The sequence below is a fragment of the Paraburkholderia sp. SUR17 genome (assembly GCF_029536165.1).
Taxonomy (GTDB): domain Bacteria; phylum Pseudomonadota; class Gammaproteobacteria; order Burkholderiales; family Burkholderiaceae; genus Paraburkholderia; species Paraburkholderia kururiensis.
On sequence record NZ_CP120508.1, the window covers coordinates 991,218 to 1,017,887 of the forward strand.

Annotated in this window: 22 protein-coding genes; 11 read left to right on the top strand and 11 right to left on the bottom strand. The window is 66.8% G+C overall.

Annotated features, from left to right (window positions below; all coding sequences use genetic code 11):
- Positions 1-4: 4 nt before the first annotated feature.
- Complete coding sequence (locus P2869_RS04450; RefSeq protein ID WP_277597579.1) at positions 5-553, bottom strand: META domain-containing protein; 549 nt, start codon at positions 551-553, stop codon at positions 5-7.
- Positions 554-767: 214 nt separating this feature from the next.
- On the opposite strand from P2869_RS04450, the gene purT reads away from it, so the two are divergent.
- From purT to P2869_RS04480, 6 genes are all read left to right on the top strand, one after another.
- Positions 768-1,991 (top strand): formate-dependent phosphoribosylglycinamide formyltransferase, encoded by a 1,224-nt coding sequence (gene purT, locus P2869_RS04455; RefSeq protein ID WP_277597580.1) that lies wholly within the window; start codon positions 768-770, stop codon positions 1,989-1,991.
- Positions 1,992-2,153: 162 nt separating this feature from the next.
- Positions 2,154-2,384 carry a DUF6726 family protein gene (locus P2869_RS04460; RefSeq protein ID WP_277597581.1) on the top strand — a complete coding sequence of 77 codons (231 nt, stop codon included), beginning with the start codon at positions 2,154-2,156 and terminating at the stop codon, positions 2,382-2,384.
- A 56-nt stretch (positions 2,385-2,440) separates the two neighbouring features.
- Positions 2,441-2,830, top strand: coding sequence for an MliC family protein (locus tag P2869_RS04465; protein WP_277597582.1), 390 nt, complete (start codon positions 2,441-2,443; stop codon positions 2,828-2,830).
- Positions 2,831-3,105: 275 nt separating this feature from the next.
- A complete protein-coding gene (locus tag P2869_RS04470; protein ID WP_277597583.1) occupies positions 3,106-4,770 on the top strand; it encodes an acetolactate synthase large subunit in 1,665 nt (554 codons plus the stop codon).
- A gap of 68 nt (positions 4,771-4,838) precedes the next feature.
- A complete protein-coding gene (locus P2869_RS04475; RefSeq protein WP_277597584.1) occupies positions 4,839-6,275 on the top strand; it encodes an aldehyde dehydrogenase family protein in 1,437 nt (478 codons plus the stop codon).
- A 488-nt stretch (positions 6,276-6,763) separates the two neighbouring features.
- Complete coding sequence (locus tag P2869_RS04480; RefSeq protein WP_277597585.1) at positions 6,764-8,203, top strand: DEAD/DEAH box helicase; 1,440 nt, start codon at positions 6,764-6,766, stop codon at positions 8,201-8,203.
- 149 nt (positions 8,204-8,352) lie between these two features.
- Here P2869_RS04480 and gluQRS read toward each other — a convergent pair whose 3' ends face one another.
- Positions 8,353-9,270 carry a tRNA glutamyl-Q(34) synthetase GluQRS gene (gluQRS, locus tag P2869_RS04485; RefSeq protein ID WP_277597586.1) on the bottom strand — a complete coding sequence of 306 codons (918 nt, stop codon included), beginning with the start codon at positions 9,268-9,270 and terminating at the stop codon, positions 8,353-8,355.
- 106 nt (positions 9,271-9,376) lie between these two features.
- Entirely contained in the window at positions 9,377-10,288 is a 912-nt protein-coding gene (locus P2869_RS04490; RefSeq protein ID WP_017774347.1) for a sulfurtransferase, read from the bottom strand.
- A 240-nt stretch (positions 10,289-10,528) separates the two neighbouring features.
- Here P2869_RS04490 and dnaE point away from each other — a divergent pair, with 240 nt between their 5' ends.
- Entirely contained in the window at positions 10,529-14,134 is a 3,606-nt protein-coding gene (dnaE, locus tag P2869_RS04495; RefSeq protein WP_277597587.1) for a DNA polymerase III subunit alpha, read from the top strand.
- On the opposite strand, the gene P2869_RS04500 is transcribed toward dnaE, so the two are convergent.
- Complete coding sequence (locus P2869_RS04500) at positions 14,128-14,922, bottom strand: glycosyltransferase family 2 protein (protein WP_277597588.1); 795 nt, start codon at positions 14,920-14,922, stop codon at positions 14,128-14,130. The genes dnaE and P2869_RS04500 overlap by 7 nt on opposite strands.
- Positions 14,923-15,219: 297 nt before the next feature.
- On the opposite strand from P2869_RS04500, the gene msbA reads away from it, so the two are divergent.
- Both msbA and P2869_RS04510 read left to right on the top strand, forming a co-directional pair.
- Positions 15,220-17,007: a lipid A export permease/ATP-binding protein MsbA gene (gene msbA / locus P2869_RS04505; RefSeq protein WP_017774350.1), complete on the top strand. Its 1,788-nt coding sequence runs from the start codon at positions 15,220-15,222 to the stop codon at positions 17,005-17,007.
- Between the two features lie 165 nt (positions 17,008-17,172).
- Positions 17,173-18,210 (top strand): glycosyltransferase family 2 protein, encoded by a 1,038-nt coding sequence (locus tag P2869_RS04510; RefSeq protein WP_277597589.1) that lies wholly within the window; start codon positions 17,173-17,175, stop codon positions 18,208-18,210.
- 12 nt (positions 18,211-18,222) lie between these two features.
- On the opposite strand, the gene P2869_RS04515 is transcribed toward P2869_RS04510, so the two are convergent.
- The gene (locus P2869_RS04515) at positions 18,223-19,251 is read right to left on the bottom strand and encodes a glycosyltransferase (RefSeq protein ID WP_277597590.1); all 1,029 of its coding nucleotides are present in this window, start codon (positions 19,249-19,251) and stop codon (positions 18,223-18,225) included.
- A gap of 176 nt (positions 19,252-19,427) precedes the next feature.
- On the opposite strand from P2869_RS04515, the gene P2869_RS04520 reads away from it, so the two are divergent.
- Positions 19,428-20,513 (top strand): glycosyltransferase, encoded by a 1,086-nt coding sequence (locus P2869_RS04520; protein WP_277597591.1) that lies wholly within the window; start codon positions 19,428-19,430, stop codon positions 20,511-20,513.
- 33 nt (positions 20,514-20,546) lie between these two features.
- Here the strand turns inward: P2869_RS04520 and P2869_RS04525 are convergent, their stop codons facing one another.
- The gene (locus tag P2869_RS04525) at positions 20,547-21,797 is read right to left on the bottom strand and encodes an O-antigen ligase family protein (RefSeq protein ID WP_277597592.1); all 1,251 of its coding nucleotides are present in this window, start codon (positions 21,795-21,797) and stop codon (positions 20,547-20,549) included.
- Positions 21,798-22,090: 293 nt separating this feature from the next.
- Here P2869_RS04525 and P2869_RS04530 point away from each other — a divergent pair, with 293 nt between their 5' ends.
- Entirely contained in the window at positions 22,091-22,933 is an 843-nt protein-coding gene (locus P2869_RS04530) for a glycosyltransferase family 2 protein (protein ID WP_277597593.1), read from the top strand.
- Between the two features lie 74 nt (positions 22,934-23,007).
- On the opposite strand, the gene P2869_RS04535 is transcribed toward P2869_RS04530, so the two are convergent.
- The 5 genes from P2869_RS04535 to rlmH form a co-directional block, all read right to left on the bottom strand.
- Complete coding sequence (locus tag P2869_RS04535) at positions 23,008-23,337, bottom strand: hypothetical protein (RefSeq protein ID WP_277597594.1); 330 nt, start codon at positions 23,335-23,337, stop codon at positions 23,008-23,010.
- Positions 23,338-23,393: 56 nt separating this feature from the next.
- Positions 23,394-23,552 carry a hypothetical protein gene (locus P2869_RS04540; protein WP_017774357.1) on the bottom strand — a complete coding sequence of 53 codons (159 nt, stop codon included), beginning with the start codon at positions 23,550-23,552 and terminating at the stop codon, positions 23,394-23,396.
- 223 nt (positions 23,553-23,775) lie between these two features.
- Positions 23,776-25,245: a ribonuclease G gene (rng, locus tag P2869_RS04545; RefSeq protein ID WP_277597595.1), complete on the bottom strand. Its 1,470-nt coding sequence runs from the start codon at positions 25,243-25,245 to the stop codon at positions 23,776-23,778.
- Between the two features lie 18 nt (positions 25,246-25,263).
- Positions 25,264-25,920, bottom strand: a complete 657-nt coding sequence (locus P2869_RS04550) for a Maf family protein (protein WP_277597596.1) — start codon at positions 25,918-25,920, stop codon at positions 25,264-25,266.
- A 240-nt stretch (positions 25,921-26,160) separates the two neighbouring features.
- Positions 26,161-26,631, bottom strand: a complete 471-nt coding sequence (gene rlmH, locus P2869_RS04555) for a 23S rRNA (pseudouridine(1915)-N(3))-methyltransferase RlmH (RefSeq protein WP_017774360.1) — start codon at positions 26,629-26,631, stop codon at positions 26,161-26,163.
- Positions 26,632-26,670: the final 39 nt, after the last annotated feature.

Here is a 26,670-nt window from a genome sequence, read left to right on the forward strand (position 1 = left end):
CGCCTTACTTTGCGCGTCGCGCGAAGGTCAGCGTGCTGCCGTCGTCGAGCACGAGCATGAGTTGTTGCGGGTCACGCATCTGTACGCCCGAACGGTCGATGTGCGAGAGGGCAGCGAGGTACTCGCCCTCGATTTGACCGCCAGGCGTTGCGCAGGCCATGCGTGTGCCGGCGAGCGGTCCGAAGCCGAGCTTGCCGTCCTTCAGCGTGTAGGTGCCCATGTAGCGGTTGCAGCCGGAAAAGCCGCTCGCGTGGCGCTGTCCGGTTGCCGTCGAAAGGTCGAGCGTGATGGGTTTGACGCCTTCGCCCTGCGGAATGTCGCGTGCCGTGCCGTCCGCGTTCTTCCAACTCGCGAGTTCCCACTGGGTGTCGTCGAGCAGTTGCGTTGCCGCAGGGTTGAACGGATCGGGCGCAGGTGCGGATGCATCGGGATGTTTGGGCAACGCGCAGGCCGCGAGCGCGACGCACACGACAGCGGCGAGCGCCGCCTTGCGCGACACGGTGGCCTGAACGGCCAGGCGCGCAACGCTTCGCGCGCGGAACATGGGGACCATGAAGCTGTTCCTCTTCGAACGGACGAAGGTGTAAGAGTACCCTGGCGGCCTCGCGGCACGCGAGCCGCACCCGTGCCGGAGCAGCGCGGGCGCCGCGCCGGACGGGCCAGCGCCGTGCCGCGCGGCGGACCACCGCACGGGTTTCGTGCGGGGCGCGCATGTTAACATCGGTGGCACTTTCTTTCACATCCGCTTCACACTCTCTGGAGACTTCATGCAGATCGGTCAACGGATCGGCACGCCGCTTTCGGCAACGGCCACGCGCGTCATGCTGCTCGGCGCGGGCGAACTCGGCAAGGAAGTGATCATCGCGCTGCAGCGGCTCGGCGTGGAGGTGATCGCGGTCGACCGTTATCCCAACGCGCCTGGGCATCAGGTCGCGCACCGCGCGCACGTGATCGACATGACGGACCCGCAGGCGCTGCGCGCACTGATCGAGCGGGAAAAGCCGCATCTCGTGGTGCCGGAAATCGAAGCCATTGCCACAGACGCGCTTGCCGCCGTCGAATCCGACGGTCTCGCGGAAGTCATTCCCACCGCGCGCGCCACCCAGCTCACCATGAACCGCGAGGGCATCCGCCGCCTCGCCGCCGAGGAACTCGGCCTGCCCACGTCGCCGTACGCCTTCGCCGACTCGCTCGAAGAGCTGCGCGCCGGCATCGCGAAGGTCGGCTACCCGTGCGTCGTGAAGCCGGTGATGTCGTCGTCGGGCAAGGGGCAGTCGGTGCTGAGGAGCGACGCCGACGTGGAACCGGCCTGGCAGTACGCGCTGGCGGGCGGGCGCGTGAACCGGGGCCGGGTGATCGTCGAAGGTTTTATCGACTTCGAGTACGAGATCACGCAACTGACCGTGCGCGCCGTGGACCCGGCGACGCAAGCCGTCAGCACGTATTTCTGCGACCCGATCGGTCACGTCCAGGTGGCGGGCGACTACGTGGAATCGTGGCAGCCGCAGCCGATGAGCGAAAAGGCGCTGGCGCGCTCGCGCGAGATCGCGCAGAAGGTGACGACCGCGCTCGGCGGCCGGGGCATCTTCGGTGTCGAGCTGTTCGTGCGCGGCGACGAGGTGTGGTTCTCCGAGGTGAGTCCGCGTCCGCACGACACGGGGCTCGTGACGCTCGCCTCGCAGCGCTTCTCGGAGTTCGAGCTGCATGCGCGGGCCATTCTCGGGCTGCCCGTGGATACGGCGCTGCGCGCGCCGGGCGCCTCGGCCGTGATCTACGGCGGGCTCGAAGAGCCGGGCATTGCGTTCGAGGGCGTTGCCGAGGCGCTTGCCGTGCCGGGCACGGACCTGCGCCTCTTCGGCAAACCCGAGAGCTTCGTGAAACGCCGTATGGGCGTGGCGCTGGCGACGGGCGCCGATATCGGCGAGGCGCTCGAACGCGCCAAAGAGGCTGCGGCGCGCGTGCGGCCGGTGTCGGGAGAGAGCGGTCAGTAAGCGGCTGCGCGCGGCGAACGAATGAGGCAGCAAGGCAGCCGTGCCCGCCAGGGCTAGGGACGAGGAGGGGAATCGATGAAGCAGGCATCCTGCAACGCCGGCGGCTATAGCCAACCAACTCGCCAACCAGCTCGCCAACCAACTCGCCAACCAACTCGCCAAATGACCCGCCGAACAACTCCCCACGCGCCTCGCGTCCTGCGTATTCTTCGCCTCGCCGGGCGCGCTGTGGCCTGTGCGGCGCTCGGCTTCGGGCTTGCGGCGGGGCTGGGTGGATGCGGACTCGCGGCGGCGCCGTGCCGCATCGCGTCCGCGGGTTTGAAAATCGTACCGGTGGTGGGGCATGCCGCAGCCGCGCCCACCGACGCATGCGCCGACGTCATCGATCCGTAACGATGGATGGCCACGGCATACAGGCGCCGCATTGGCGCGAGCGGGCGGAGAACGACATGAAGAAGAACCAGAAGCCATCTGTAGCACGGGCCGCAGCGCTCGCGACCACGCTGGTGCTGACCGCCGCGAGCGGCAACGCCGTTGCCGGGCCGCTCAACATCGGCGAGATCCAGACCCAGGCACGTCATACGTTCCGCTACACCTGCTCGAGCGGGCGCACCTTCAAGGTCTCGTATCTGAGCGCGGCCAACGGACAAAGCTTTGCGGTTTTGCCGGTCAACGGCCGCGCCATGCTGTTCGTCAACACGCTCGCCGCTTCGGGCGCGAAGTACCAGGCCGACCGCTACACCTGGTGGACCAAGGGTCGGCGCGCCGATCTCTACGACGCCACGGCGGGCGAGAACGCGCCGCCCATACTCGCCGACTGCGTCACGATCCAGCGCTGACCTGCGCGGCCTGGAGGTTCGGCCTGGAGGTTTCGGCCGAGAGGTACCACCAGGCGGTACCGCCAGGAAGCCCACCTTGCCGCCCAACGCGCACCATTTCCCGCCCGGTAGTAATCTGTGACGCGCCGCGTGCCGATGCCAACCCGCATCGGCACGCGGCGCTACACGGTTTTCTCCTTTTTCGATCGTCCGGTTGCGGACTCCCGGCGCGGGCATGGGCACGTGGACTGCTGCCTCCTGCGGGCGAACGCGCCGTCACTGACGCGAGACTCCCCATGAAAGCATCGGATCTGTTCGTCAAGGCACTGGAAGCAGAAGGCGTCGAGTACGTGTTCGGCATTCCCGGCGAGGAAAACCTCGACCTGCTCGAATCGCTGCGCCGCTCGAAAATCAGGCTCGTCGTGACGCGCCACGAGCAGGCCGCAGGCTTCATGGCGGCCACTTACGGGCGCCTCACCGGCCGCACGGGCGTGTGTCTCGCGACGCTCGGGCCCGGGGCCACGAACTTCGTGACCGCGGCCGCGTACGCCCAGCTGGGCGGCATGCCCATGCTGATGGTCACGGGCCAGAAGCCGATCAAGACTAGCAAGCAGGGGCATTTCCAGATCGTCGACGTGGTGCGCATGATGGAGCCGCTCACCAAATACACGCGGCAGATCGTTTCCATCGGCAATATTCCGGCGCTCGTGCGCGAAGCGTTCCGGCGCGCCGAGGAAGAACGTCCGGGCGCCGTGCATCTCGAGCTGCCTGAAGACGTGGCCGACGAGGAAGGCGACGGCAAGCCCATTCCGAAGAGCTTCAGCCGCCGCCCGGTTGCCGAGGAAAAAGCGGTGTCGCATGCGGTGAGCGCCATTGCGCAGGCGCGTCATCCGCTGCTGATGATCGGCGCGGGGGGCAATCGCAAGACCACGCGCAAGCAGTTGCGCGAGTTCGTCGACCAGATCGGCATTCCGTTTTTCACGACGCAGATGGGCAAGGGCGTGATCGACGAATCGCATCCGCTGTGGCTCGGCAACGCCACGCTCTCGGACGGCGACTTCGTGCACCGCGCAATCGATCACGCCGACTGCATCATCAACGTCGGGCACGACGTGATCGAGAAGCCGCCGTTCTTCATGCGCAGCGTGGACGCGGGCGAGAAGACGGTGATCCACGTGAACTTCCTCGGCGCCGAAGTTGACCCGGTGTATTTCCCGCAGATCGAGGTGGTGGGCGACATCGCCAACACGCTGTGGCAGATGAAGGAGAACCTGAAGGCGCGGCTGGAACGCGGCGAGCCGCAGTGGGACTTCGCGCGCTTTGCCGAGATCAAGCAGCACTTCGAGGAACACCTCGCGCGCGGCCAGCACGACGAGCGCTTCCCGATGTACCCGGTGCGCGTGGTGCACGACGTCTACGAGACGATGCCGGTGGACGGCATCATCTGTCTCGACAACGGCATGTACAAGATCTGGTTTGCGCGCTACTACCGCGCGCACGAACCGAATTCGCTCCTGCTCGACAACGCGCTCGCGTCGATGGGCGCGGGGCTGCCCTCGGCCATCGCGACGAAGATCGTCCACCCCGAACGCAACGTGATGGCCGTGTGCGGCGACGGCGGCTTCATGATGAATTCGCAGGAACTCGAAACGGCGGTGCGGCTGAAGCTCGACCTCGTCGTGCTGATCCTGCGCGACGACGCGTTCGGGATGATCCGCTGGAAGCAGGAGAACATGAATTTCCCCGACTACGGCATGACGCTGCACAACCCCGATTTCGTCGAGTACGCGAAGAGCTACGGCGCGCTCGGCCATCGCATCGCATCCGCGGACGAACTCGCGCCGCTCGTGCGCGAGTGCTTTGCGGCGCCGGGCGTGCACGTAATCGACGTGCCGATCGACTACTCGGACAACGAGCGCGTGCTGAACCGCGAGATCAAGCGGCTGTCGGCACAGATCTAGGTGCAGATCAAGGCGTGGGGGAATCCCCACGCTGCTCCTTCAACCCAGGCGTCAAGGAGACATCGACCATGCTGAAACCGGCTTATCCGTATTACCTCGCCAACGAGGCGGTGGCGGCCAACACCGACCTCGAAGTCACCGACAAATACAGCGGCGAAGTCGCCACGCGCGTCGCGCTCGCGGACGCGAAGGCGATCGACGCGGCCATCGGCGCCGCCGTCGCCGCGATGCCCGCGCTGCGCGCGTATGCGCCGTTCAAGCGCCAGGCGGTGCTCGAACATTGCGCGAAGCGTTTTCGCGAGCGCTTCGACGAACTCGCGATGGCGTTGTGCATCGAGGCCGGCAAGCCGATCAACGACTCGCGCGGCGAAGTGACGCGGCTCATCGATACCTTCAAGGTGGCTGCCGAAGAGTCGGTGCGTATCGACGGCGAGATCGTGAACCTCGAAATCTCGCCGCGCGCGAAGGGCTACCGCGGCTACGTGAAGCGCGTGCCGATCGGTCCGTGCTCGTTCATTTCGCCGTTCAACTTTCCGCTGAATCTCGCCGCGCACAAGGTGGCGCCCGCGCTTGCCGCAGGCGTGCCGTTCGTGCTCAAGCCCGCGAGCCGCACGCCGGTGGGCGCGCTCATCATCGGCGAAGTGCTGGCTGAAACGGATCTGCCGAAAGGCACGTTTTCGATCCTGCCTGCGCATCGCGACGGCGCGGATCTCTTCACGACCGACGAGCGTTTCCGCCTGCTCTCGTTCACGGGCTCGCCCGCGGTGGGTTGGGACCTCAAGCGCCGGGCGGGCAAGAAGAAGGTGATCCTGGAGCTGGGTGGCAACGCGGCGGCCATCGTGGATGCCGACCAGCGCGACAAGCTCGACTACGTCGTTGAGCGGCTCGCTTTCGGCGCGTTCTACCAGTCCGGCCAGAGCTGCATCGGCGTGCAGCGCATCCTCGCGCACGAGGCGATTTACGACGCGCTGCGCGAGAAGCTGATCGCGAAGACGAAGTCGCTCAAGATGGGCGACCCGAAGGACGAGCAGACCTTCGTCGGGCCGATGATCTCGGAATCCGAGGCGCGGCGCCTCGCGGGCTGGATGGACGCGGCCGTGAAGGGCGGCGCGAAGATCGTGGCGGGCGGGGGCGTGGACGGCGCGATGTTCGAGGCGACGCTGCTCGAGAACGTGGCGCGCGCAAGCGACCTCTACCGCAAGGAGGCGTTCGGGCCGGTCGCGATTCTGGAGCGCTTCCAGGACTTCGGCGAGGCGCTGGATACCGTGAACGACAGCGATTTCGGTCTGCAGGCCGGCGTGTTCACCGATTCGCTCGCCCATGCTCACCGCGCGTGGGACGCGCTCGAAGTGGGCGGCGTGGTGATCAACGACGTGCCGTCGTTTCGCGTCGACAACATGCCGTATGGCGGGGTGAAGGACTCGGGCCTTGGCCGCGAAGGCGTGCGCTATGCCATCGAAGACATGACCGAACTGCGGCTGATGGTGATGCGCGAGACGTGGTAAGGGCGGCGAGAGCGGTGAGCGCTGGAGAGGGCGGCAAGAGTATGGCAAGTGGGTGGCGAGCGCGCGGTGATTGCGGCATGGGCGCCGTCCGGGTGCACACGGGGCACCCCGAGCCGTAGGCGGACGGCTCGGCGCGACGACCGTGGGCCGGCGCCGCGCCCGCCGCCACAGCGGCCTCCCTTGGCCATCCGGCCAGGCGGTGGCACGCGCGCTGCGGTGCTACAATGTCGGCCTTTGAGCGTGCCTGCCGGGATCCCGGGGCCCCGGAGCCTCAGGCTCCGCAGAAAGGCCGCCGCCCGGAGCTTTCGGGCCACGCATGCGCGCTTCACATCCGATTCATGCCTGATTGGCCCGCGCGGGAATTTCGCGGCAGCGAACGGTTCCACCTTCATTCCGATGCTTCGAGCGGCTTCATGCCGCCATGTAGCGGCCGAGGCCCGAGCGGCCGCCGCGCGCCCAAAGGGGGCGCCTTTTTAGCGAAAGCCACCATGTCCGACACAGCTGTCCAGCCCAGCACCTCGACCTTCGACCAGTTCGGCCTTGCGCCCGACATCCTCAAGGCGATTGCCGACCAGGGCTACACGACACCCACGCCCATCCAGGCGCAGGCGATTCCGGTCGTGCTCGCCGGGCGGGACGTCATGGGCGCGGCGCAGACCGGCACCGGCAAGACCGCCAGCTTTTCGCTGCCCATCATCCAGCGGCTGCTGCCGTCGGCCAGCACGAGCGCGTCGCCGGCGCGCCATCCGGTGCGCGCGCTGATCCTCACGCCCACCCGCGAACTCGCCGACCAGGTGGCCGCCAACGTGCGCGCCTACGCCCAGCACACGCCGCTGCGCAGCGCCGTGGTGTTCGGCGGCGTGGACATGAATCCGCAGTCGGCCGAGCTGCGGCGCGGCGTGGAAATCCTGATCGCGACGCCCGGGCGCCTGCTCGACCACGTGCAGCAGAAAACCGCCAACCTGGGCCAGGTGCAGATGCTCGTGCTCGACGAAGCCGACCGCATGCTCGACATGGGCTTCCTGCCGGACCTGCAGCGCATCCTGAACCTGCTGCCGAAGGAGCGCCAGACGCTGCTCTTCTCCGCCACGTTCTCGCCCGAAATCAAGAAGTTGGCGGCCACTTACCTGCGCAACCCGCAGACCATCGAGGTGGCGCGCAGCAATTCGACGGCCACGAACGTCACGCAGATCGTCTACGAGGTCGCCGAGGGCGACAAGACGGGCGCGGTGGTCCAGCTGATCCGCGAGCGCGGCCTCAAGCAGGTGATCGTGTTCTGCAACAGCAAGATCGGCGCGAGCCGCCTTGCGCGCCAGTTGGAGCGCAGCGGCGTGGTGGCCACGGCCATTCACGGCGATCGCACGCAGAGCGAGCGCATGCAGGCGCTCGACGCCTTCAAGCGCGGCGAGATTGAAGCGCTCGTGGCCACGGACGTCGCGGCGCGGGGGCTCGACATCGCGGAACTGCCGGCCGTAATCAACTTTGACCTGCCGTTCAACGCCGAAGACTACGTACACCGCATCGGCCGCACGGGCCGCGCGGGCGCGTCGGGCGATGCCCTGTCGCTGTGCAGCCCGAACGAGCGCAAGCAGCTGGCCGACATCGAAAAGCTCATCAAGCGGCCCATCGAGGTGCAGCGTCTGACCGTGGACGTGCCGGTTGCGCATCATGAGGAACGCGGCGGCCGGCGCGAGCGCGATGGCCGCGGCGAACGGACGGGGCATCGGCGTACCGCGTCGTTCGACAGGCCGCACCATCGGCAGGCGGCGCCCGTCGACGACTTTTTCCTCAAGCCTTACGAGCCGCCGGCCTCTGCGAGCCAGCCCGAAGAGAAGCCGGCCCCGGCGCCGCAGAAGAGCGCGTCGAAGCAGCCGCTCGCCGCGCTGCTGGGCGGCTTCGGCATGGCGCGCAAGGGTTCTTCGTCCTGAGGTCCTGAGATAGATAAGGCGAGCCTGATTTTTCCGGGCTTGCCGGGGTTCTGCCGGATTCATTTACCGTGGCCTGACTGCCGCGCTGTCTCCCCGCCGCTTACCTGCCGTTTACCCGCCGCCACATGCGGCGCGGCCGGCCCGAGCCGTCACGAGATCTTCATCAGCCGCGCCCACGCTGCCGTGGCGCCGGCCAGAAACGCCGCTGTCGATGCATAGCGCGTCTCGTCCAGATCCAGTCCCAGATGGTTTGCCGCCGCGTGCAGCGCGTCGAGCGGCCGGCTTGCGTCCAGCGCGGTGGCGCCGGTCTGCTTGCTGAGCTTTTCGCCCTCGTCGTTCGTGACGACCGGCACGTGCAGATACGCGGGCGTCGGCACGCCCAGGCACCGCTGCAGGTAGATCTGCCGCGCGGTGGAGTCGAGCAGGTCGGCGCCGCGCACGATGTGCGTGATGCCCGCGTCGGCGTCGTCCACCACCACCGCGAGCTGATACGCCCATTGCCCGTCCGCGCGCAGCAGCACGAAGTCGCCGACTTCCGTCGCCAGATTCTGCGTTTGCAGCCCTTGCCAGCGGTCCACGAACGAGATCACGGCGGGGTCGTCCGCCATGTTTTTTTCATTCACCACGCTGGGTGCGCCGTCCGGCACACGCAGGCGCCACGCGCGCGGCGTCTTGCCGTGCAAACCTTGGCGGCAGGTGCCCGGGTAGATCAGCGTGGTGTGACGCGTGTGGGCATGCAGCTGCGAGTCGGCAATTTCCTTGCGCGTGCAGCCGCACGGGTAGACGAGGCCCGCGGCCTGCAACTGATCGAACGCCTGTTGGTAGCGCGCCGTGCGCTGGCTTTGCCAGACGGGCGGTTCGTCGGCACGCATGCCGAATTGCGCGAGCGTGTCGAGGATGTCATCGGCCGCGCCCGGCACGGTGCGCGGCCCGTCCACGTCTTCGATGCGCACGAGCCAGGCGCCGCCGTGCGCACGCGCATCCGCCCAGCTCGCGAGTGCTGCCACGAGCGAGCCGAAGTGGAGCGGTCCGGTGGGCGACGGGGCGAAGCGGCCGCGGTAGGCCATGGTGCGGGCCGCTGTGGTGGGTTGTGGGCGGGTGCTCAACGCGCGGAAGGGGCTTGGCGGCTTAACGGACTCGACCGGCTAGACGGGCTCGGCTGGCTCGATAGGCTCAAGCAGCCTGCGAACGCTCACCGGCAGTCGCCGCCGTGTGCGCCCCGGCTTGAGCGCCGCCGTTGGCACGCGCCGGATGGCATGCGGGACAGCTCTTGCCCGGCGTATAGAGCGGCGAGCGCTGGTCCTCGGCGCTCACCACGGCGCGGCACGCGAAGCATTGCGCGATGTCGGCGGGCTTGAGCGCGGGGTCGAGCGCCGTGCGATGGTCGAACACGAAGCAGGCGCCGTGATAGTGCGCGCCGCCCACTTCCTCGAAGTACTTGAGAATGCCGCCTTCGAGCTGATAGACATGCTCGATGCCCGCTTCCTTCATGTGGATGGCCGCCTTCTCGCAGCGGATGCCGCCCGTGCAGAACGACACCACCGTCTTGCCTTCCAGGTCCGCGCGATGCGCCTCGATCACGGCGGGGAATTCGCTGAACTTCGCGATGCGGTAGTCGAGCGCGTCGTCGAACGTGCCCACGTCCACTTCGAACGCGTTGCGCGTGTCGAGCATCACGACCGGGCGGCCTTCGTCGTCGTGGCCGCGGTCGAGCCATGCCTTCAACGTACGGGCGTCCACGGCGGGCGCGCGGCCCAGCTCGGGCTGGATCGCGGGCTTCTTCATCGTGATGATCTCGCGCTTGAGGCGCACGAGCATGCGGTTGAACGGCCGGTCCTCCGAGAAGCTTTCCTTGAACTGCAGGCTCGTGAACTTGCCTTCGAAGAGCGGGTCGTGGCGCAGGTAATCCATGAACGCGCGGGCGTTGTCGGGCGTGCCGGCGACGAACAGGTTGATGCCTTCGGGCGCGAGCAGGATGGTGCCGCGCAGGTCGAGCGCCTTGCAGCGTTCGAGCATGAGCGGGCGCCATTCGGCGGTCTTGTCGAGCGTGACGAAGTAGTAGGAAGCGAGATTCAGGATGGACATGGCGTTCTGCGATAAGACAGGCCTGCGCAGCGGTGCGGCGGCGAGGTTGCCGCGACGGCGTTACAGCCGCCGGACGCAAGCGGCGCGGGCGCAAACCGCTATTATCCCTCAACTGCGAAGGGGCTCTTCTGCATCGGCCTGGATGCCCCGGGAGCACCTCGTGAGGCCTGTCCGCCACGCAGCTTTTCGCCTCTCTCTCCGTCCCAAATTAGCCGAAGGCCGCAGGCGCCCGGTTGTACAATGTCGCGCATGTCAGATCCCCGCTTCGTTCACCTCCGCGTCCACTCGGAATTCTCGATTGCCGACGGCATCGTGCGCCTCGACGACATCGTCGCGGCGGCGGCCAAAGACGGTCAGGGCGCACTCGCGCTCACCGATCTCGGCAACGCATTCGGTCTCGTTCGTTTCTACAAGGAAGCCCGCGGCAAAGGGGTCAAACCCATTGCCGGCTGCGACGTCTGGATCATGAATCCGGACGACCGCGACAAGCCTTCGCGTCTTTTGCTGCTCGTGAAGGACCGGCGCGGTTACCTGAATCTCTGCGAGCTGCTCACGAAAGCGTGGCTCACGAACCAGTACCGCGGCCGCGCCGAAGTGGATGCGGCGTGGCTCGAAGGCGAGCTTGCCGAAGGGCTGCTTGCGCTGTCGGGCGCGCAGCACGGCGACATCGGTCTTGCGCTTGCCGCCGGCAACGAGGAAGCGGCGAAGCGCCATGCCGAGCGTTGGGCCAAGGTCTTTCCGAACGGGTTCTACATCGAGTTGCAACGTGGCGGCCATCCCGGCGCGGAAGCCTATGTGCAACAGGCGGTGACGATCGCGGCGCAACTGAAGCTGCCGGTGGTCGCCACGCACGCCGTGCAGTTCATGACGCCCGACGACTTCACGGCACACGAGGCGCGCGTCTGTATTTCGGAAGGCGACATCCTCGCCAATCCGCGTCGCCCGAAACGCTTCACCACCGAGCAGTACTTTCGCACCCAGGACGAGATGGCGAAGCTCTTCGCCGACATTCCGTCCGCGCTCGCCAACACCGTTGAAATCGCGAAGCGCTGCAATCTCACGCTCGAACTCGGCAAGCCCAAGCTGCCGCTCTTTCCGACGCCGGATGGCCTCTCGCTCGACGACTACCTCGTGCAGCTCTCGAAAGAAGGGCTCGAAAAGCGCCTCGTGCAGCTCTATCCAAACGAGGCCGAGCGCGAGCAGGAACGCGAGCGCTACTACCAGCGCCTCGACTTCGAGTGCGGAACCATCATCAAGATGGGCTTTCCGGGCTACTTCCTGATCGTTGCGGACTTCATCAACTGGGCCAAGAACAACGGCGTGCCGGTGGGGCCGGGCCGGGGCTCGGGCGCGGGTTCGCTCGTCGCTTACGCGCTCGGTATTACCGACCTCGATCCGCTGCGCTACAACCTGCTGTTCGAACGCTTCCTGAATCCGGAACGCGTGTCGATGCCCGACTTCGACATCGACTTCTGTCAGCACGGCCGCGACCGCGTGATCCAGTACGTGAAGGAAAAGTACGGCGCGGACGCCGTCTCGCAGATCGCCACCTTCGGCACCATGGCGGCGAAGGCGGCGGTGCGCGACATCGGCCGCGTGCTCGACCTCGGCTACAACTTCACGGACGGCGTGGCGAAGCTCATTCCGTTCAAGCCCGGCAAGCACGTCACGATTGCCGACGCGATGAAGGAAGAGCCGCTGCTGCAGGAGCGCAACGACAACGAAGACGAAGTACGCCAGTTGCTCGAACTCGCGCAGCGCGTGGAAGGCTTGACGCGTAACGTCGGCATGCACGCGGGCGGCGTGCTGATTGCGCCCGGCAAGCTCACCGACTTCTGTCCGCTCTACACGCAGGGCGACGAAAGCGGCGTGGTGAGCCAGTACGACAAGGACGACGTGGAAGCCGTCGGCCTCGTGAAGTTCGACTTTCTGGGTCTCACGACGCTGACCATTCTCGACTGGGCGGAACGCTACATTCGCCGGCTCGATCCGTCGAAGGAGAACTGGTCGCTCGCGCAGGTGCCGCTCGACGACCCGGCGTCGTTCTCGATCCTCAAGAAGGCCAACACGGTTGCCGTGTTCCAGCTGGAAAGCCGCGGCATGCAAGGCATGCTGAAAGACGCCCAGCCCGACCGCTTCGAGGACATCATCGCGCTCGTGGCGCTGTACCGTCCCGGCCCGATGGACCTGATCCCCAGCTTCTGCGCGCGCAAGCACGGCCGCGAGATGGTGGAGTACCCGGACCCGCGCGTCGAGCCCGTCCTGAAAGAGACCTACGGGATCATGGTCTATCAGGAGCAGGTGATGCAGATGGCGCAGATCATCGGCGGCTACTCGCTCGGTGGCGCCGACCTGCTGCGCCGCGCGATGGGCAAGAAGAAGCCCGAAGAGATGGCACAGCACCGCGAAATCTTCGCCGAGGGCGCGGCGAAGAACGGTCTCTCGCGCGCGAAGTCCGACGAAATCTTCGACTTGATGGAGAAGTTCGCGGGCTACGGCTTCAACAAGTCGCACGCCGCGGCCTACGCGCTGCTCGCGTACTACACCGCGTGGCTGAAGGCGCACCATCCCGCCGAATTCATGGCGGCCAACATGTCGCTCGCGATGGACGACACGGACAAGGTCAAGATCCTGTTCGAAGACTGCATCGCCAACGGCATGACGGTGCTGCCGCCCGACGTCAACCGTTCGGCCTATCGCTTCGAGCCGGTGGGCGAGCCCGACGGCAAGCGCGCGAAGACCATCCGCTACGGCCTTGGCGCCATCAAGGGCAGCGGCCAGAACGCGATCGAGGAAATTCTGCGGGCGCGCGAAGACGGTCCCTTCACGGACCTGTTCGATTTCTGCGCGCGCGTGGATCGCCGCATCGTCAACCGCCGCACCGTCGAAGCCATGATCCGCGCCGGCGCGTTCGACGCGCTGCACGCCAATCGCGCGCAGCTCATCGCGTCGGTGCCGCTCGCCATGGAGGCGGCCGAGCAGGCCGCCGCGAACGCCTTGCAGGCCGGCCTCTTCGACATGGGCGACGCGCCCTCGCAAGGCCACGAACTCGTGGACGAGCCCGCGTGGCCCGAAAAGCGCAAGCTTCAGGAAGAGAAGGGCGCGCTGGGCTTCTATCTCTCGGGCCACCTCTTCGATGCCTACAAGGACGAGGTGCGCCGCTTCGTGCGGCTCAAGATCGGCGAACTGAAGGAGGGCCGCGACCGGCTGATTGCGGGCGTGATCGCGTCACTGCGCACGCAGATGACGCAGCGGGGCAAGATGCTGATCGCACTCGTGGACGACGGCACAGGCCAGTGCGAAGTGACCGTTTTCAACGAACAGTTCGAAGCGCACAAGCACCTGTTCAAGGAAGACGAACTGCTCGTCGTGCAGGGCCAGGCGCGCAACGACGCGTTCACGGGCGGCATCCGCTTCACGGCGGAGACGGTGATGGACCTCGAGCGCGCGCGCAGCCGCTATGCCCAGGCGGTGAAGGTACAGATGAACGGCAACGCTGACGCGCTTGCGCTGCGCCGCGTGCTGGAGGTGCATTGCGCCCGTGCCGACGAGGCGCAGGCCGCGGCTGCGCCGGCATCCGCATCGGCGCAGGCTGGCCGAGGCGGCAACGGCGGGTATGGCCGCAATGGGGCAAACGGCGGGGGCTATGGAGGCAACGGTGGCGGCCACTCCCGCGCAGCACCGGCGCCGATTCCCAACGGCCTCGCGGTGCAGATCGTCTATCGCAGCGACAACGCCGAAGGCGAAGTGCGCTTAGGCGACGCGTGGCGCGTGAAGCCCACCGACGAACTGCTCTCGGCGTTGCGCGGCGAGTTCGCGGGAAGCTCGATCGAAATCGTTTATTGAACGGACTTGCCGGCGTCCTGCGGGGCGGGCCGGCGGCCCGCTTCGTCCAGATGGGCGAGCTTGAGGAAGCGGTAGTAGACCGTTTCCGCATTGAAGACGGCGATCATGAAACCCGCGCGGCCGTCGAGGAACCCTCGCCGCAGAATCCAGGTACGCACGAAGGCCCACAGGCCGCGCGCCACCGCCTTGCCGAAGCTGCCGCGCTGCCCCGCCGCGTGCCGCTGGGCAGCGCCGGCGCTGGAGTAGGCGTCGAGCTTGCGCAGCACGCTCTCGAAGTCTTCATACGAGTAGTGCAGTAGCCGGCCGTCGAGCCGTTGCGTCGGTCCTTCGAAGACTAGCCGCTCGTGTACGAGGTCGCCGGAAAAGCGCGCCGCGCTGCGCCGGAACAGGCGCGGAATCCAGTCCGGATACCAGCCGCTGTGGCGCACCCACTGGCCGCAGAAGCTCGACAGCCGGTCGATTTCGTAGACGTCCGCGCGCGGCTTTGCGATTGCGGCGCGTATCGAGTCGGCCAGTTGCGGCGAGACGATCTCGTCGGCGTCGATGGAAAGCACCCAGGTCGTGGCAAGCGCATCGAGCGCGCGGTTCTTCTGTGGGCCGAAGCCGGGCCAGTCGAGGTGCTCGATGATGCGGGCGCCGTGGGCGCGGGCGATCTCGAGCGTGGTATCGGTGCTGCCGCTGTCCACCACGACGATCTCTTCGGCGAAGGCCACGGAGGCAAGGCACTCGGCGAGCCGCGCGGCGGCATTGCGGGTGATGATGGCGACGCCGAGCGTAGGCGGGTTCATGCGTGAGTAGCGGGCGGTAGAGGTGAGTGGAGAAGGCGTCGGAAAAGCTCGCGAAAGTATACACAGCGCGCGCGGCCGAGCCGTCGGCACGGTTGAACCCTGATGCCGCAATGCGCACGAAACGCGCGCAAAACGCGCGCAAAACGCGAACAGAACGCGAACAGAACGCGTGCAAGCGAATGTATCGGCACTGCTGTGCGGTGCCCCGTGGCCGGCGGTTTACAATGCTGATCTTTCCGATCGGTCCGCGGCGCAACTGCCCCGGACGCCTGTTTGTCCGTATTTCCCGAGGAACTCTTGAGCGCGAAGCCCACGTTAAGCAAGCCCATAGGCGGTTCCGGCGACGCTTCTTCGCCCGTCGTCGTGTTGCGGCGGTTGCTGCCGTACCTGAAGCCGTTGTGGTGGGTGTTGATTGCCGGCATCGCGGCCATGGCCGTCAGCTCGGCCACCGACGCCGGCATCCCCGCGCTCTTGAAGCCGCTGCTCGACCACGGCTTCGGCGCCAAGGGCAGCCCCAGCGCGAAGTGGTACGTCCCGGCTGCCGTGATCGGCCTCGCGTTCGTGCGCGGCGTCTCGCAGTATGCGTCCGGCTACCTGCTGCAGTACGTGTCGAACCGCGTCCTGCTCGAACTGCGCATGAAGATGTTCGACCGGATGATCCATACGAGCGTCGCATTCTTCCAGCGCGAAACCGCGAGCACCGTCATCAATGCCATCGTGTTCGAGGTCAACCAGATCCTCAACGTGCTGGTGAGCGTGATGGTGACGCTCGTGCGCGACTCGCTCACCGTGCTGTTCCTGCTCGCGTACCTGTTCTATCTCAACTGGCGCCTGACGCTGATCGTGGCCGTGCTGCTGCCGGGCATCGGCTGGCTGGTGGGCAAGATCAACCGGCGCCTGCGTCGCCTGAACCGCGAGCACCAGGCGCTCACCAACGAACTGTCGTACATCGTCGAAGAGACCGTGGGCGGCTACAAGGTCGTGAAGGTCCACAACGGCGAGCGATACGAGACCGACCGCTTCAACGCGCTGAGCCGCCGGCTGCGCGGCTACTCGATGCGGATGACCATCTCGGGCGGGCTCGCGCAGCCGCTCACGCAGTTCCTGTCGTCCATTGCGCTCGCGGTCGTCATCACGATCGCCGTGGTGCAGTCGTCGCACGACCAGACCACGGTGGGAGGCTTCGTCGCGTTCGTCACGTCGATGCTGCTGATCATTTCGCCGCTCAAGCATCTGATGGACGTGAACCAGCCGCTGCAACGCGGCATGACCGCGGCCGAGCTGATCTTCGGTCTGATCGACGAGCCGCCCGAGCCCGAAGGCGGCGGGCTGCCGCTCGAACGCGCGACCGGCGAGGTCGAGTTTCGCGACGTGTCGTTCACCTATGGCCTCGCCGGTCAGCCCACGCTCGACCGCGTGTCGTTCAAGGTGGCGCCGGGCGAGATGGTGGCGCTCGCAGGGCCGTCGGGGAGCGGCAAGACCACGCTCGTGAACCTGCTGCCGCGCTTCTTCGACCCGACGGGCGGCGAGATTCTCGTGGACGGCGTCGCGCTGCCCGACTACAACGTGCACGGACTGCGCAGCCAGATCGCGATGGTGAGCCAGGACGTGACGCTCTTCAACGACACGATCGCGAGCAACGTGGCCTACGGCGAGACCCCCGACCGCGAGCGCGTGGCCGCGGCACTGAAGGCGGCGAACCTGTGGGACACCGTCACGGCGATGCCGGACGGCATCGATACGCTCGTGGGCGACAACGGCATGCGGCTGTCGGGCGGACAGCGGCAGCGCCTCGCCATCGCGCGGGCCATCTACAAGGACGCGCCGATCCTGATTCTGGACGAAGCGACCTCGGCGCTGGACTCCGAATCGGAGCGCCACGTACAGGCCGCGCTGGAAACGCTGATGCGCGGGCGCACGACGCTCGTGATCGCGCACCGGCTTTCCACCATCGAGCGCGCCGACCGGATTCTCGTGATGGAAGCAGGGCGCATCGTCGAGCGCGGCAGCCATCAGCAATTGCTGGCACAGGGCGGGCTTTACGCGCATCTGCACCGGATCCAGTTTCAGCAGGCGGCGGCGTAGGGCAGGGGGTGGTGTTCCCGCCGGGCCTCTCCGCCGCCCGCAAGTGCGCCGACGCCACAATTGATCGCCCGAATTGTAACGAATTGTTGCAATTTTCGAATCTGTCCCTCATGCTGCGCGCTGGTCTGTGCAACGATGCGGCGCGAGACGCCGCGGCTTCCCGGCATGCTCGCTCACACACGCTTTCCGCTCGTTTCAGTCGCGCTCGCAACCTATAACGGCACGCTGCATTTGCCCGAGTTCCTGGCCTCCCTCGAAGCCCAGACCTGGCCGAATCTCGAAGTCGTCGTCTCCGACGACGACTCCACCGACGGAACCCCCGATCTGCTCCAGTCCTACCGCGGCCCGCTTCGCATCCGGGTCGTGGCGGCCGGCGAGCGCGTGGGCATTGCGCGCAACTTCGAACGGGCGATGGCCGGTTGCGAAGGCGAGTTCATCACGCTAGCCGACCAGGACGACGTCTGGGCGCCGGAGAAGATCGCCGACGCCGTTGCGGCGCTGCAGGCCGTGGCCGCGCGGCGTGGCGCCGGCACCCCCGCGCTGGCCTTCTGCGACATCGAACTGGTCGATGCGCGTCTTGCCTGCCTGTCCAGGTCGCTGTTTCACATCACGACGAAGTCGGCCAACGCCGCGCGGCTGCGCGACTTCCTTCTGAGCAACCACATTCCCGGCTGCTCGATGCTGCTGAATCGGGCTGCGGTCGAACGCGCGTTGCCGATGCCGCCACAGGTCGTGATGCACGACTGGTGGCTGGCGATGGTGGCGGCTGCGTTCGGCGAGATCGTGCATATTGCGAAGCCGCATCTGAAGTACCGGCAGCATGGGGGCAACGCGGTGGGGGCAGCCGCCACGGGCAGCTGCCAGGCCGTACGCGACCCGGCTCTCGCGGCGCTCTCATCGGCCGAGCGGCGCGAGCGCGGCCGCCGCCGGCAGATCAATGGCGTGGCGGCGCAGTTGCAGGCATTCGCCTTCCGTTTCGGCGATGAACTGCCGCCGCGCGCTCAGGCCGACATGGCCGCGCTTTCGCGGGGCCTTGCGAACATGGCGGGCGCGTTGTGGTTCGTCACAAATACGCACACCGGCGAGACCTTCCTGCGTTCCCTCAAGATGCTGCGACGCCTGCGGCTCAGCGTGCTGCGCTTCGGCATGGACGCCGGCCGCCGGCGCGGCGGACGTACTGCCGCCGGACTGTCCCGCGTCTGAGCTGGCTTCGCGCTATCCCTTTCTGAAGGTGCGCTTGGCCCAGAGGAGCGGCGCGTAGACGGCGGGGCAGGTGGTGTGGAGGAACATCCTGATCCTGAGCCCCCACTTGACGTCCCGTTGACCAAAGACGAGCGCAAGACGCTCGCCGGTACCCCGCGCCTCGAACATCGCGCGGATGAACTGTTCACGGGCGATCTTCGGCGCGAGCGTGCGCCGCATCCGGTCGCCAAGACCCGCCACCTCCGCATCTCGCTGCAACTGCGCCGCCTCCGATAGCGCGAAGCGGTTGCTTTGCTGCACGCGCGCGAGCATCTCTGCCACCGAGCGGTAGCGCCGCTTGCCCGAAAGGCCGCCGCGCCGGTAGCGCACGAGCGGCTCATGCAAACTCATGGCGCCGCCCGTGGCGATGGCGCGGAACGTCATGATCTGGTCCTCGGCGGCCGTGCCCGGCTGCATCGGGCCGAAGCGCTCGAAAAGACGACGCGACCACGTGTGTGCCGCGCCCACCAGGAAGGGCCGCTTCTCGAACCAGTCGTCGATGCGGTAGCGGCCGAGATCGTCGGGCGTGACGCGCCCGTGCGTATCGCCGGCGTCGTCGATGCTCGTGAGATCCGTTGCGATCAGGTCCGGTTGGCGGCCGTGCGCAAGCCAGAACTGCACGACGCGCTCGCAGCGGTCGGGGGCCGAAAGATCGTCGCCGGCGGCAACGAACAGTAGTTCGCCGTGAGCCATGCCGGCGAGGCGCGAAAGGTGCGCGCTGATGCCTTCGTTGACCGTATTGCGGCGCGTGATGACGCGATGCGGGCCGGTGTAGTCGCGCACCGTCGCTTCGATGGCGGCGTACGTCCCGTCGCGCGAGCAGTCGTCGGAAATGATGATCTCGATCGGCCGCCAGGTCTGCGCCAGCACGCTGCGCACGGCATCGGCAATCACGCGTTCCTGGTTGTAGGCGATCAGCAGGACGGAGACAAGCGGTCGCGCAGCGGATGCTGTCGTGCCGGCGTCTGCGGGGGCGGCGGGCGATGCCTCAGGTGTGTTCATAAGCGGGTGTCGAAAGGCGAACCGGCAGATTCTACTGGGTCGAGCGTCTCGCGGTTCCATTACAATCGCGCTGGTTCGCCGCGGCGCTTCCACGCGCTCGCGTGACCATTCAATTCATCCCGAACGAGATGCCGTCCTTGCCTGAATCCTCGCCAGATCCCCGCGCCGATGCCCTGATGCATGCGCCCAACGATTCCTTGCGGCTGACCGACATCGCGCTCACGGCTCAGGCGTTGAAAGCGAGCGGCGGAGCGGAGCGTTACACGCGTGACATCATCGCGGGCTTTCATCGCATGGGGCTGCGGCCCACGCTCTACGCACGCGAGATTGACCGCGCGATGGAGGAAGCTCGCTGGATCGACGCCCAGCCGCTCAACGTGCGCTGGGCGCCGCGCAAGCTGCGCAATCTGGCATTCAACTGGCGGCTCGCGCGGCGGCTGCGGCAACACCGGCCGCAGTGCCTCTTCGCGATCAACCATTCGCCATTCGCCGACGTGGCGTTGTGCGGCGGCACCCACCCGGGCTCGCTGGAAGCGGCAGGACGCAGCGAGCGGCGCAGCGACCGCTGGCAGATCGAACTGGAGCGACGCACCTACACGAACGCGCGGGCGATCGTGGCGCACTCGAAACTGATGGGCCGCGAGTTGCAGCGGTTCTATGGCATTGCGCCCGGGAAAATCTCGGTGATCTATCCGCCCGTCGATACGGGCCGGTTCAAGCCGCTCGCGAACGACGCGCGCATGGAGGCGCGGCGCCGTTTCGGCTTGCCCGAAGACCGCGTGGTTTTCGTGTTCTCGTCCACGAGCCACGAACGCAAAGGGTATGACCTGCTCGAAGCGTTCTTTGCCCAGACGACATTGCCGGTGTGCCTTGCCGTGGCGGGGCGTCCGGTGCCTCGCACGAGCGACACGATTCGCTACGTGGGCTACTGCCGCGACATCGAGACGTTGTTCGCGGCGGCGGACTACACCGTGGTGGCGTCGGCTTACGAGCCCTTCGGCCTCGTGGGCGTGGAGTCGGTGATGTGCGGCACGCCGCTCGTCATCGCGGATAACGTCGGGTCGGCCGAAGCCGTCGCGCAGGGTGGGAAGATCGAGTTCTCGCGCACCACGCCCGGCAGCTTCGAGCACGCGATTCAGGCGGCCATCGAGCAGGTGCGCGCAGGCCATGCGCGTCTCGAACGTCCGCTGGAGAACCTCGTCTACGACCCGGGCGTGGATGCGCACGTGGCCGCCCTTTATCGCCTGATGTCAGCCGTTTGAGCCGCGGTGGGCGAAGGGCAGGCACCGGCCGCTTCAGCTGCCCGACGCAATCTCCCGGCCGCGCACCTCGATCATGGCAAGCAGCGTCGCCGTGAGCAGCGCAAGGAGCACCGTCACCATGATGGGCACGAGTACGTCGATGGTGAGCCCGAAGATGATGGTGCTGAACGACACGGCGAGCCCCGCATGGGCGGCGGCCCGGATGGTGGGGTCTGCGGCGCGGCGATGACGCCAGAAGTAGACCAGGGTGCCGAAATAGTAGAGCGCGAGGCAGAGCACGCCGACCGTTCCCATCTCCGCGAGCGTCGAGAAGAAGTCGCTGTGGGCGCGTTCATTGACGATCTCGCTCTTCACTTCGCCGCGTTTGGCCATCTCGCCGAGCGCATCGACCAGCCGGCCTTTACCCACGCCGTAGACCGGGTGCTGCGAGAAAATCCGCAGTGACGCCTGCCAGAGTTGCAGCCGCAAGCCGACTGAGGTGTCGTCGTTGCCGCGCTGCATGAGTGTGACGTCGGTCGTGGCTTCGTCGAAGCGATGCCGCATGCGCTCCGTCGACAGCAGCGCCGCGGCACAGGCCACCACCACCACCGTGGCGATCGCGAGCCGCTTCCAGTGGGCAAACCAGCCGTATTGCGCGCCGAGCAGTACGACGAAGATCGGCACGGCGAGCCAGCCGCCGCGCGTCCCCGAAAGGTAAGAGACAAACCCGCCGGCCACGAGCGCGAGCAGCTTGATGGAAAGCGTGCGCCAGTCGCGCCGCGCGTCCCAGCCGAAAGTAAAAATGGAGAGGAAAGCGAGCAGCAGCGCGGTGTCGCCGAACGGAATCGCGTTCGTGTAAGAGTTGTTGAGGCGCGTTGCGTCGGTCCAGCCGCCGGGCGGGCGCGCCACGATGGCCCACACCGCAACGGCGAGTGCCCCCGCCACGCAGCCCCAGCCCACGGCGCGCAGATACCGCGGCGGCATGCGACACAGCATGAGGAACAGCGGCAGCGCCAGCGCGAAACGCGAAAGGGCGTCGAACTGGCGAGGCAGCCAGTAATGTTCGACCGCTTGCTGGAGCGCGATGGCGAGCGTGAACACCAGCATGCTCGCCGTGTACCACGGGTACTTGCGCAGCGGCGCGAAGTACTCGCGGGAATGCCGGTTGGCGAACGCGACGTACAGCGAGATCGCGACGAGGAGGAAGAAGCAGTAACCAGTGCCGCCACGCCAGACGAGATTCACCGCGGGGGCGAGAAACAGCAGGGCGCCGACAAGCCGCACAAGGCGAGGCGATAAAGTCATAGGGACGAATCAGGGCGGCCACGCCAGCCGGTTTGCGAGCGATGAATCGACGGGTGGCGTGGCGTCAATTTTGATATACGAAGGCGAGCGGCATTATAACCGGCCCTCTACGGGCCACAGCGCTTAGGGCGGGCCGGTGGAGCGGAAAGCGCGGCGCCTGGGCAATCCGCACCGACTGGCGGCGGCGGGTACGAGCGCCAGGGACAGAAGGGACGGTATGCACGGGTACAATCGCACCTTCAGTGCGAGGCACGTGCCGCCGATGCGGCGCAACACAAGGATTCCCACTCCCGATGTTCTCCATCATCATCCCCACCTGGAACAACCTGCCCTACCTGCAACTCGTGGTCGCAAGCCTGCGGCGGCATTCCGCTCACGCGCACCAGATCATCGTCCACGTCAACGACGGGTCGGACGGCACGCTGGCGTGGGTGCGGGAGCAGGGCATCGAGCACACCGCATCGCCCGCCAACATCGGGATCTGCCATGCCGTGAATCTTGCGGCGGCGCGCGCCAGAGAAGACTACGTCGTCTACATGAACGACGACATGTATTGCTGCCCGGGCTGGGACGTGGCGCTTGCCCGCCGGATCGCGCAGATGCCGTCCGACCTTTTCCTGCTCTCGGGCACGATGATCGAGCCTGTCGATACGGGCAATCCGTGCGTCGTGGTGCGCGACTTCGGCCGCGAGGCCGCAAGCTTCGACGCGCACGCCCTGGTGGAAGCCGCTCCCACGCTCGTGCGCGGCGACTGGCGCGGCGCCACGTGGCCGCCGACGCTCGTTCATCGTGACTGGTGGTTCAAGGTGGGCGGTTACAGCAGCGAGCTGAGTCCGGGCATGAGCAGCGACAACGATTTCTCGATGAAGCTGTGGGACGCCGGATGCCGGATTTTCCTCGGCGTGGGCGACAGTCTCGTCTATCACTTCCAGCAGAAGAGCACCGGCAAGGTCGTCAAGAACGACGGACGCCGCCAGTTCCTGCACAAATGGGGCATGACCCAGGCGACCTTCGACCGCTTCTATCTGCGGCGCGGTCAGCCCGTCGAGGGCGCGGTTGCGGTGGAGGAACCGCAGCCTCACGCGAAGCTCAGTCGCGCACTGTTGAAGTCGCGTATCAAGCGCGCGCTGAGCTAGGACGCCCGTCTGCCGGCCGCGCTGCTGGCCGAATTTGTGCTGGCCTGGCCGCTGGCCGCCGGCGGATGAGCGCCTCACACCCCGCTCGTCACGAGGCCCAGCACCGAAAGATCGGGATGCGAGCCTTCCACGATGCTGCGTCCCACGTGCAGGGCTTCGTGCAGCGCATCATCGGTGCTTGCGAACCACTCTTCGCCGTCTGCGTGGAACGGCACCGTGTGTCCGGGCAGCGCCGGATCCGCGCCGGGATGGCAGACGTAGCCCTCATAGGTGTATCGCGCGGGCCGCGCCACGGTGCCGGGCGCCCCTTGCTGGACGTCTTCCGGTACGGGACGCACGTGAATTTCGAAGCCCTCGTAATCGGCCTGATGCCAGGCCTCGCGGGCGCGGGGTAGGTCGGACATGATCGCCTCCGTGCGTTGCATCGTCGATTACCGCTGTTCAACCTGCATTCGACTGTTCAGTGACGATGCCGCTCGCGTTCCCACCAGCGGTGTCCATCCATGCGGCTCAGCATCCGCTCCCGGTGAATATCGTGCCGGTACCGCGAGGTGAGCATGATGGCAACCAGCGCCAGCACCAGCAACCCGACAACGACGCTTACCATCGACTCAGCCATGGCAGCCTCCGTAGTGTTCAACCCGATAGTTCGATTCTAGGCGATGGGGCGGGAGACGCAGGTTCGCGCTTTGGATTCGCGCTTTCGGGCCGTGCTTTGGTTTCGCGTTTTTTGGCTCGCGTTTTGCTGCCGCGCGCAGGAGAGCCGCGAAGCGGCTATGCCGACAGATTGCGCATGGGCTGCCGTTCGCGTGGGGCCGGGAGGCGTAGAGCCGTGACGCGGCTTACATCAGCACGATGTCGTACTGCTCCTGACTCAGATTCGATTCGACCTGTAGCGACACCGGCTTGCCGATGAAATCGATCAGCATCGCCAGATGCTGCGACTCCTCTTCGAGGAACAGGTCGATCACCTGCTGCGATGCCACCACGCGGAATTCGCGCGGATTGAACTGGCGCGACTCGCGCAGAATTTCGCGCAGCACGTCGTAGCAGACGGTACGCGAGGTCTTCACCTGGCCCTTGCCCTGGCATACCGGGCACGGCTCGCACAGCACGTGCGCAAGCGATTCGCGCGTGCGCTTGCGGGTCATTTCCACGAGCCCCAACTGCGAGAAGCCGTTGACCGTCACGCGCGTGCGGTCGCGCGAGAGCGCCTTCTTGAGTTCGCCGAGCACGGCGTCGCGATGCTCGGCGTTTTCCATGTCGATGAAGTCGATGATGATCACGCCGCCCAGGTTGCGCAGGCGCAGTTGCCGCGCGATGGTGTGCGCCGCTTCCAGGTTCGTCTTGAAGATCGTGTCGTCGAAGTTGCGCGCGCCGACGTAGCCGCCGGTGTTCACGTCGATCGTCGTCATCGCCTCGGTCTGGTCGATCACGAGATAGCCGCCCGACTTCAGGTCCACGCGCCGCGACAGCGCCCGCTGGATTTCGGCCTCGATGTTGTAGAGGTCGAAGAGCGGCCGCTCGCCCGTGTAGTGATGGAGTTTCGACGACACCGCCGGCGTGAATTCCGCGGCGAACTCGGTGAGCATCTGGAATGTTTCGCGCGAGTCCACCTGGATGCGCGTCGTTCCGTCGTTCACGAAGTCGCGCAGCACGCGCTGCGCGAGGTTGAGGTCCTGGTAGAGCAGGCTCGTGGCCGGCATGCGCTGCGCCTGCGCGAGAATGGTCGCCCACGTTTTGCGCAGGTAGGCGACGTCGCCGGCCAGTTCCTCGCTCGTGGCGTCTTCGGCGATGGTGCGCACGATGTAGCCGCCTTTCTCGTCCGCGGGCAGCACGGAGGTGAGCCGTGCGCGCACCGCTTCGCGCTCCGCTTCGCTTTCGATCTTCTGCGAGATGCCGATGTGCGGCTCCTGCGGCAGATACACCAGCGTGCGGCCCGCAATGCTCACCTGGGTGGAAAGCCGCGCGCCCTTGGTGCCGATGGGGTCTTTGACGACCTGCACCATCAACGTCTGCCCCTCGAACACGATCTTCTCGATGGGCTGATGCGGCACGGGCTGCTGCGGCTCGCCCGCTACGCGCGGATGCCAGATGTCGGCGACGTGGAGGAACGCGGCGCGTTCAAGCCCGATGTCGATGAAGGCGGACTGCATGCCTGGCAGCACGCGCACCACCTTGCCGAGATAGATGTTGCCGACGCGCCCGCGCGACAGCGTGCGTTCGACGTGAAGCTCCTGCACTGCGCCCTGCTGGACCAGCGCAACGCGCGTCTCCTGCGGCGTGACGTTGATCAGGATCTCTTCGTTCATGGTGTTGTTCTAGATGTTCTAGAAATCGAGGCGCGCCGTGCGCAACAGCGCGGCGGTTTCGTAAAGCGGCAAACCCATGATACCCGAATAGGACCCTTCGATATGCTCGATGAACTCGGCGGCGCGTCCCTGGATGCCGTACGCGCCGGCCTTGCCGAACGGCTCGCCGCTCGAGACGTAGCGCGCCAGCGCCTCGGCCGTCGACGCGGCGAAGCGCACGCGCGAGCGCGAGAGCGCCGTGGGCAGCAACGCACCGCCTGCGTCGATCACGGTCACGGCGGTGAGCACTTCGTGCTCGCGGCCGGCGAGGCGAGCGAGCATGGCGAGCGCGTCGTCGGCGTCGGCGGGCTTGCCGAGAATCGCGCCGTCGATCGTGACGGTTGTATCGGCAACGAGGACCGGCGCCGCGGCATGGCCGCCCCGTTCGAGGCGCAGACGGGCGGCCTCGGCCTTGGCTTCGCAGACGCGCACGACGTAGGCGTCGGCGGCTTCGTCCGGCAGCGTGGCTTCGAGCGCTTCGGCGTCTTCATCGGGACGCGGCAACAGCAGTTCGAAACGCACGCCGAGTTGCTGGAGCAGTTCCTGGCGGCGCGGGCTTTGCGAGGCGAGATAGACGAAGGGCCAGACAGATGTGGAAAGCGTGGATGGCGTGCGTGACGTGGACGGCGAGGTCATGAACAGATTCCGGGAAGTAGGCGGGGGCGTTCGGTGCGTGCGGCTGAGGTTGACGCCGACGTTGCCCGCTGATTCGGACGCTTCGGATGGGGCGCGAGTCGCGTGGGGCGTGTTACATAGCCACTTCACCACCCGCAGCATCGCCGGCGAGCGCCCTGTCACGCAGCGACCGCGAGTCATCGGCATCCGGCTCATCGGCATCCAGCGCGCACCGAGCGTTCGCGCCGACGAGCGCGTCATTCACGCGCGATGATACGGGTGATTCTGCGTGATGGTCCAGGCGCGGTAGAGCTGCTCGGCGAGCAGCACGCGCACCATGGCGTGCGGCAGCGTGAGGCTCGAGAGGCGCAGCAGCAGATCGGCACGGGCCTTGAGCGCCGGGTCCAGCCCGTCTGCACCGCCGATCAGGAAGGCCACGTCGCGGCCGTCGCGCTGCCAGTCGGGCAGGGCGGTGGCGAGCTGCATCGTGGTCCAGTCCTTGCCGCGTTCGTCGAGGGCGACGATGCGCGCGTTCTTCGGCAGCGCCGCTTCGATCTTTTGCCGCTCGGCTGCCATCACACTCTCCGCGGAACGGCCCGACGCGCGCTGCTCCGGCTTCAGTTCGCGCAGTTCGATACGCAGTTCCGGCGGCATGCGCTTCGCGTATTCGTCGAAGCCCGCGGCTATCCAGTCGGGCATCTTGTGGCCGACGGCAACGATGTGCAGTTTCATCGCAACGGTAGCAAGGCGGGAGCGGGGAAGAAGCGTGCA

Coding starts and splice junctions, on each gene's coding strand:
- P2869_RS04540 (WP_017774357.1), bottom strand. CDS start 23,552: ATGGCTGAGTCGATGGTAAGCGTCGTTGTCGGGTTGCTGGTGCTGGCG.
- P2869_RS04515 (WP_277597590.1), bottom strand. CDS start 19,251: ATGAACACACCTGAGGCATCGCCCGCCGCCCCCGCAGACGCCGGCACG.
- P2869_RS04525 (WP_277597592.1), bottom strand. CDS start 21,797: ATGACTTTATCGCCTCGCCTTGTGCGGCTTGTCGGCGCCCTGCTGTTT.
- P2869_RS04480 (WP_277597585.1), top strand. CDS start 6,764: ATGTCCGACACAGCTGTCCAGCCCAGCACCTCGACCTTCGACCAGTTC.
- P2869_RS04465 (WP_277597582.1), top strand. CDS start 2,441: ATGAAGAAGAACCAGAAGCCATCTGTAGCACGGGCCGCAGCGCTCGCG.
- P2869_RS04470 (WP_277597583.1), top strand. CDS start 3,106: ATGAAAGCATCGGATCTGTTCGTCAAGGCACTGGAAGCAGAAGGCGTC.
- P2869_RS04450 (WP_277597579.1), bottom strand. CDS start 553: ATGGTCCCCATGTTCCGCGCGCGAAGCGTTGCGCGCCTGGCCGTTCAG.
- P2869_RS04530 (WP_277597593.1), top strand. CDS start 22,091: ATGTTCTCCATCATCATCCCCACCTGGAACAACCTGCCCTACCTGCAA.
- P2869_RS04510 (WP_277597589.1), top strand. CDS start 17,173: ATGCTCGCTCACACACGCTTTCCGCTCGTTTCAGTCGCGCTCGCAACC.
- P2869_RS04475 (WP_277597584.1), top strand. CDS start 4,839: ATGCTGAAACCGGCTTATCCGTATTACCTCGCCAACGAGGCGGTGGCG.
- P2869_RS04535 (WP_277597594.1), bottom strand. CDS start 23,337: ATGTCCGACCTACCCCGCGCCCGCGAGGCCTGGCATCAGGCCGATTAC.
- P2869_RS04550 (WP_277597596.1), bottom strand. CDS start 25,920: ATGACCTCGCCGTCCACGTCACGCACGCCATCCACGCTTTCCACATCT.
- P2869_RS04490 (WP_017774347.1), bottom strand. CDS start 10,288: ATGTCCATCCTGAATCTCGCTTCCTACTACTTCGTCACGCTCGACAAG.
- rng (WP_277597595.1), bottom strand. CDS start 25,245: ATGAACGAAGAGATCCTGATCAACGTCACGCCGCAGGAGACGCGCGTT.
- dnaE (WP_277597587.1), top strand. CDS start 10,529: ATGTCGCGCATGTCAGATCCCCGCTTCGTTCACCTCCGCGTCCACTCG.
- rlmH (WP_017774360.1), bottom strand. CDS start 26,631: ATGAAACTGCACATCGTTGCCGTCGGCCACAAGATGCCCGACTGGATA.
- P2869_RS04500 (WP_277597588.1), bottom strand. CDS start 14,922: ATGAACCCGCCTACGCTCGGCGTCGCCATCATCACCCGCAATGCCGCC.
- gluQRS (WP_277597586.1), bottom strand. CDS start 9,270: ATGGCCTACCGCGGCCGCTTCGCCCCGTCGCCCACCGGACCGCTCCAC.
- P2869_RS04520 (WP_277597591.1), top strand. CDS start 19,428: ATGCATGCGCCCAACGATTCCTTGCGGCTGACCGACATCGCGCTCACG.
- purT (WP_277597580.1), top strand. CDS start 768: ATGCAGATCGGTCAACGGATCGGCACGCCGCTTTCGGCAACGGCCACG.
- P2869_RS04460 (WP_277597581.1), top strand. CDS start 2,154: ATGACCCGCCGAACAACTCCCCACGCGCCTCGCGTCCTGCGTATTCTT.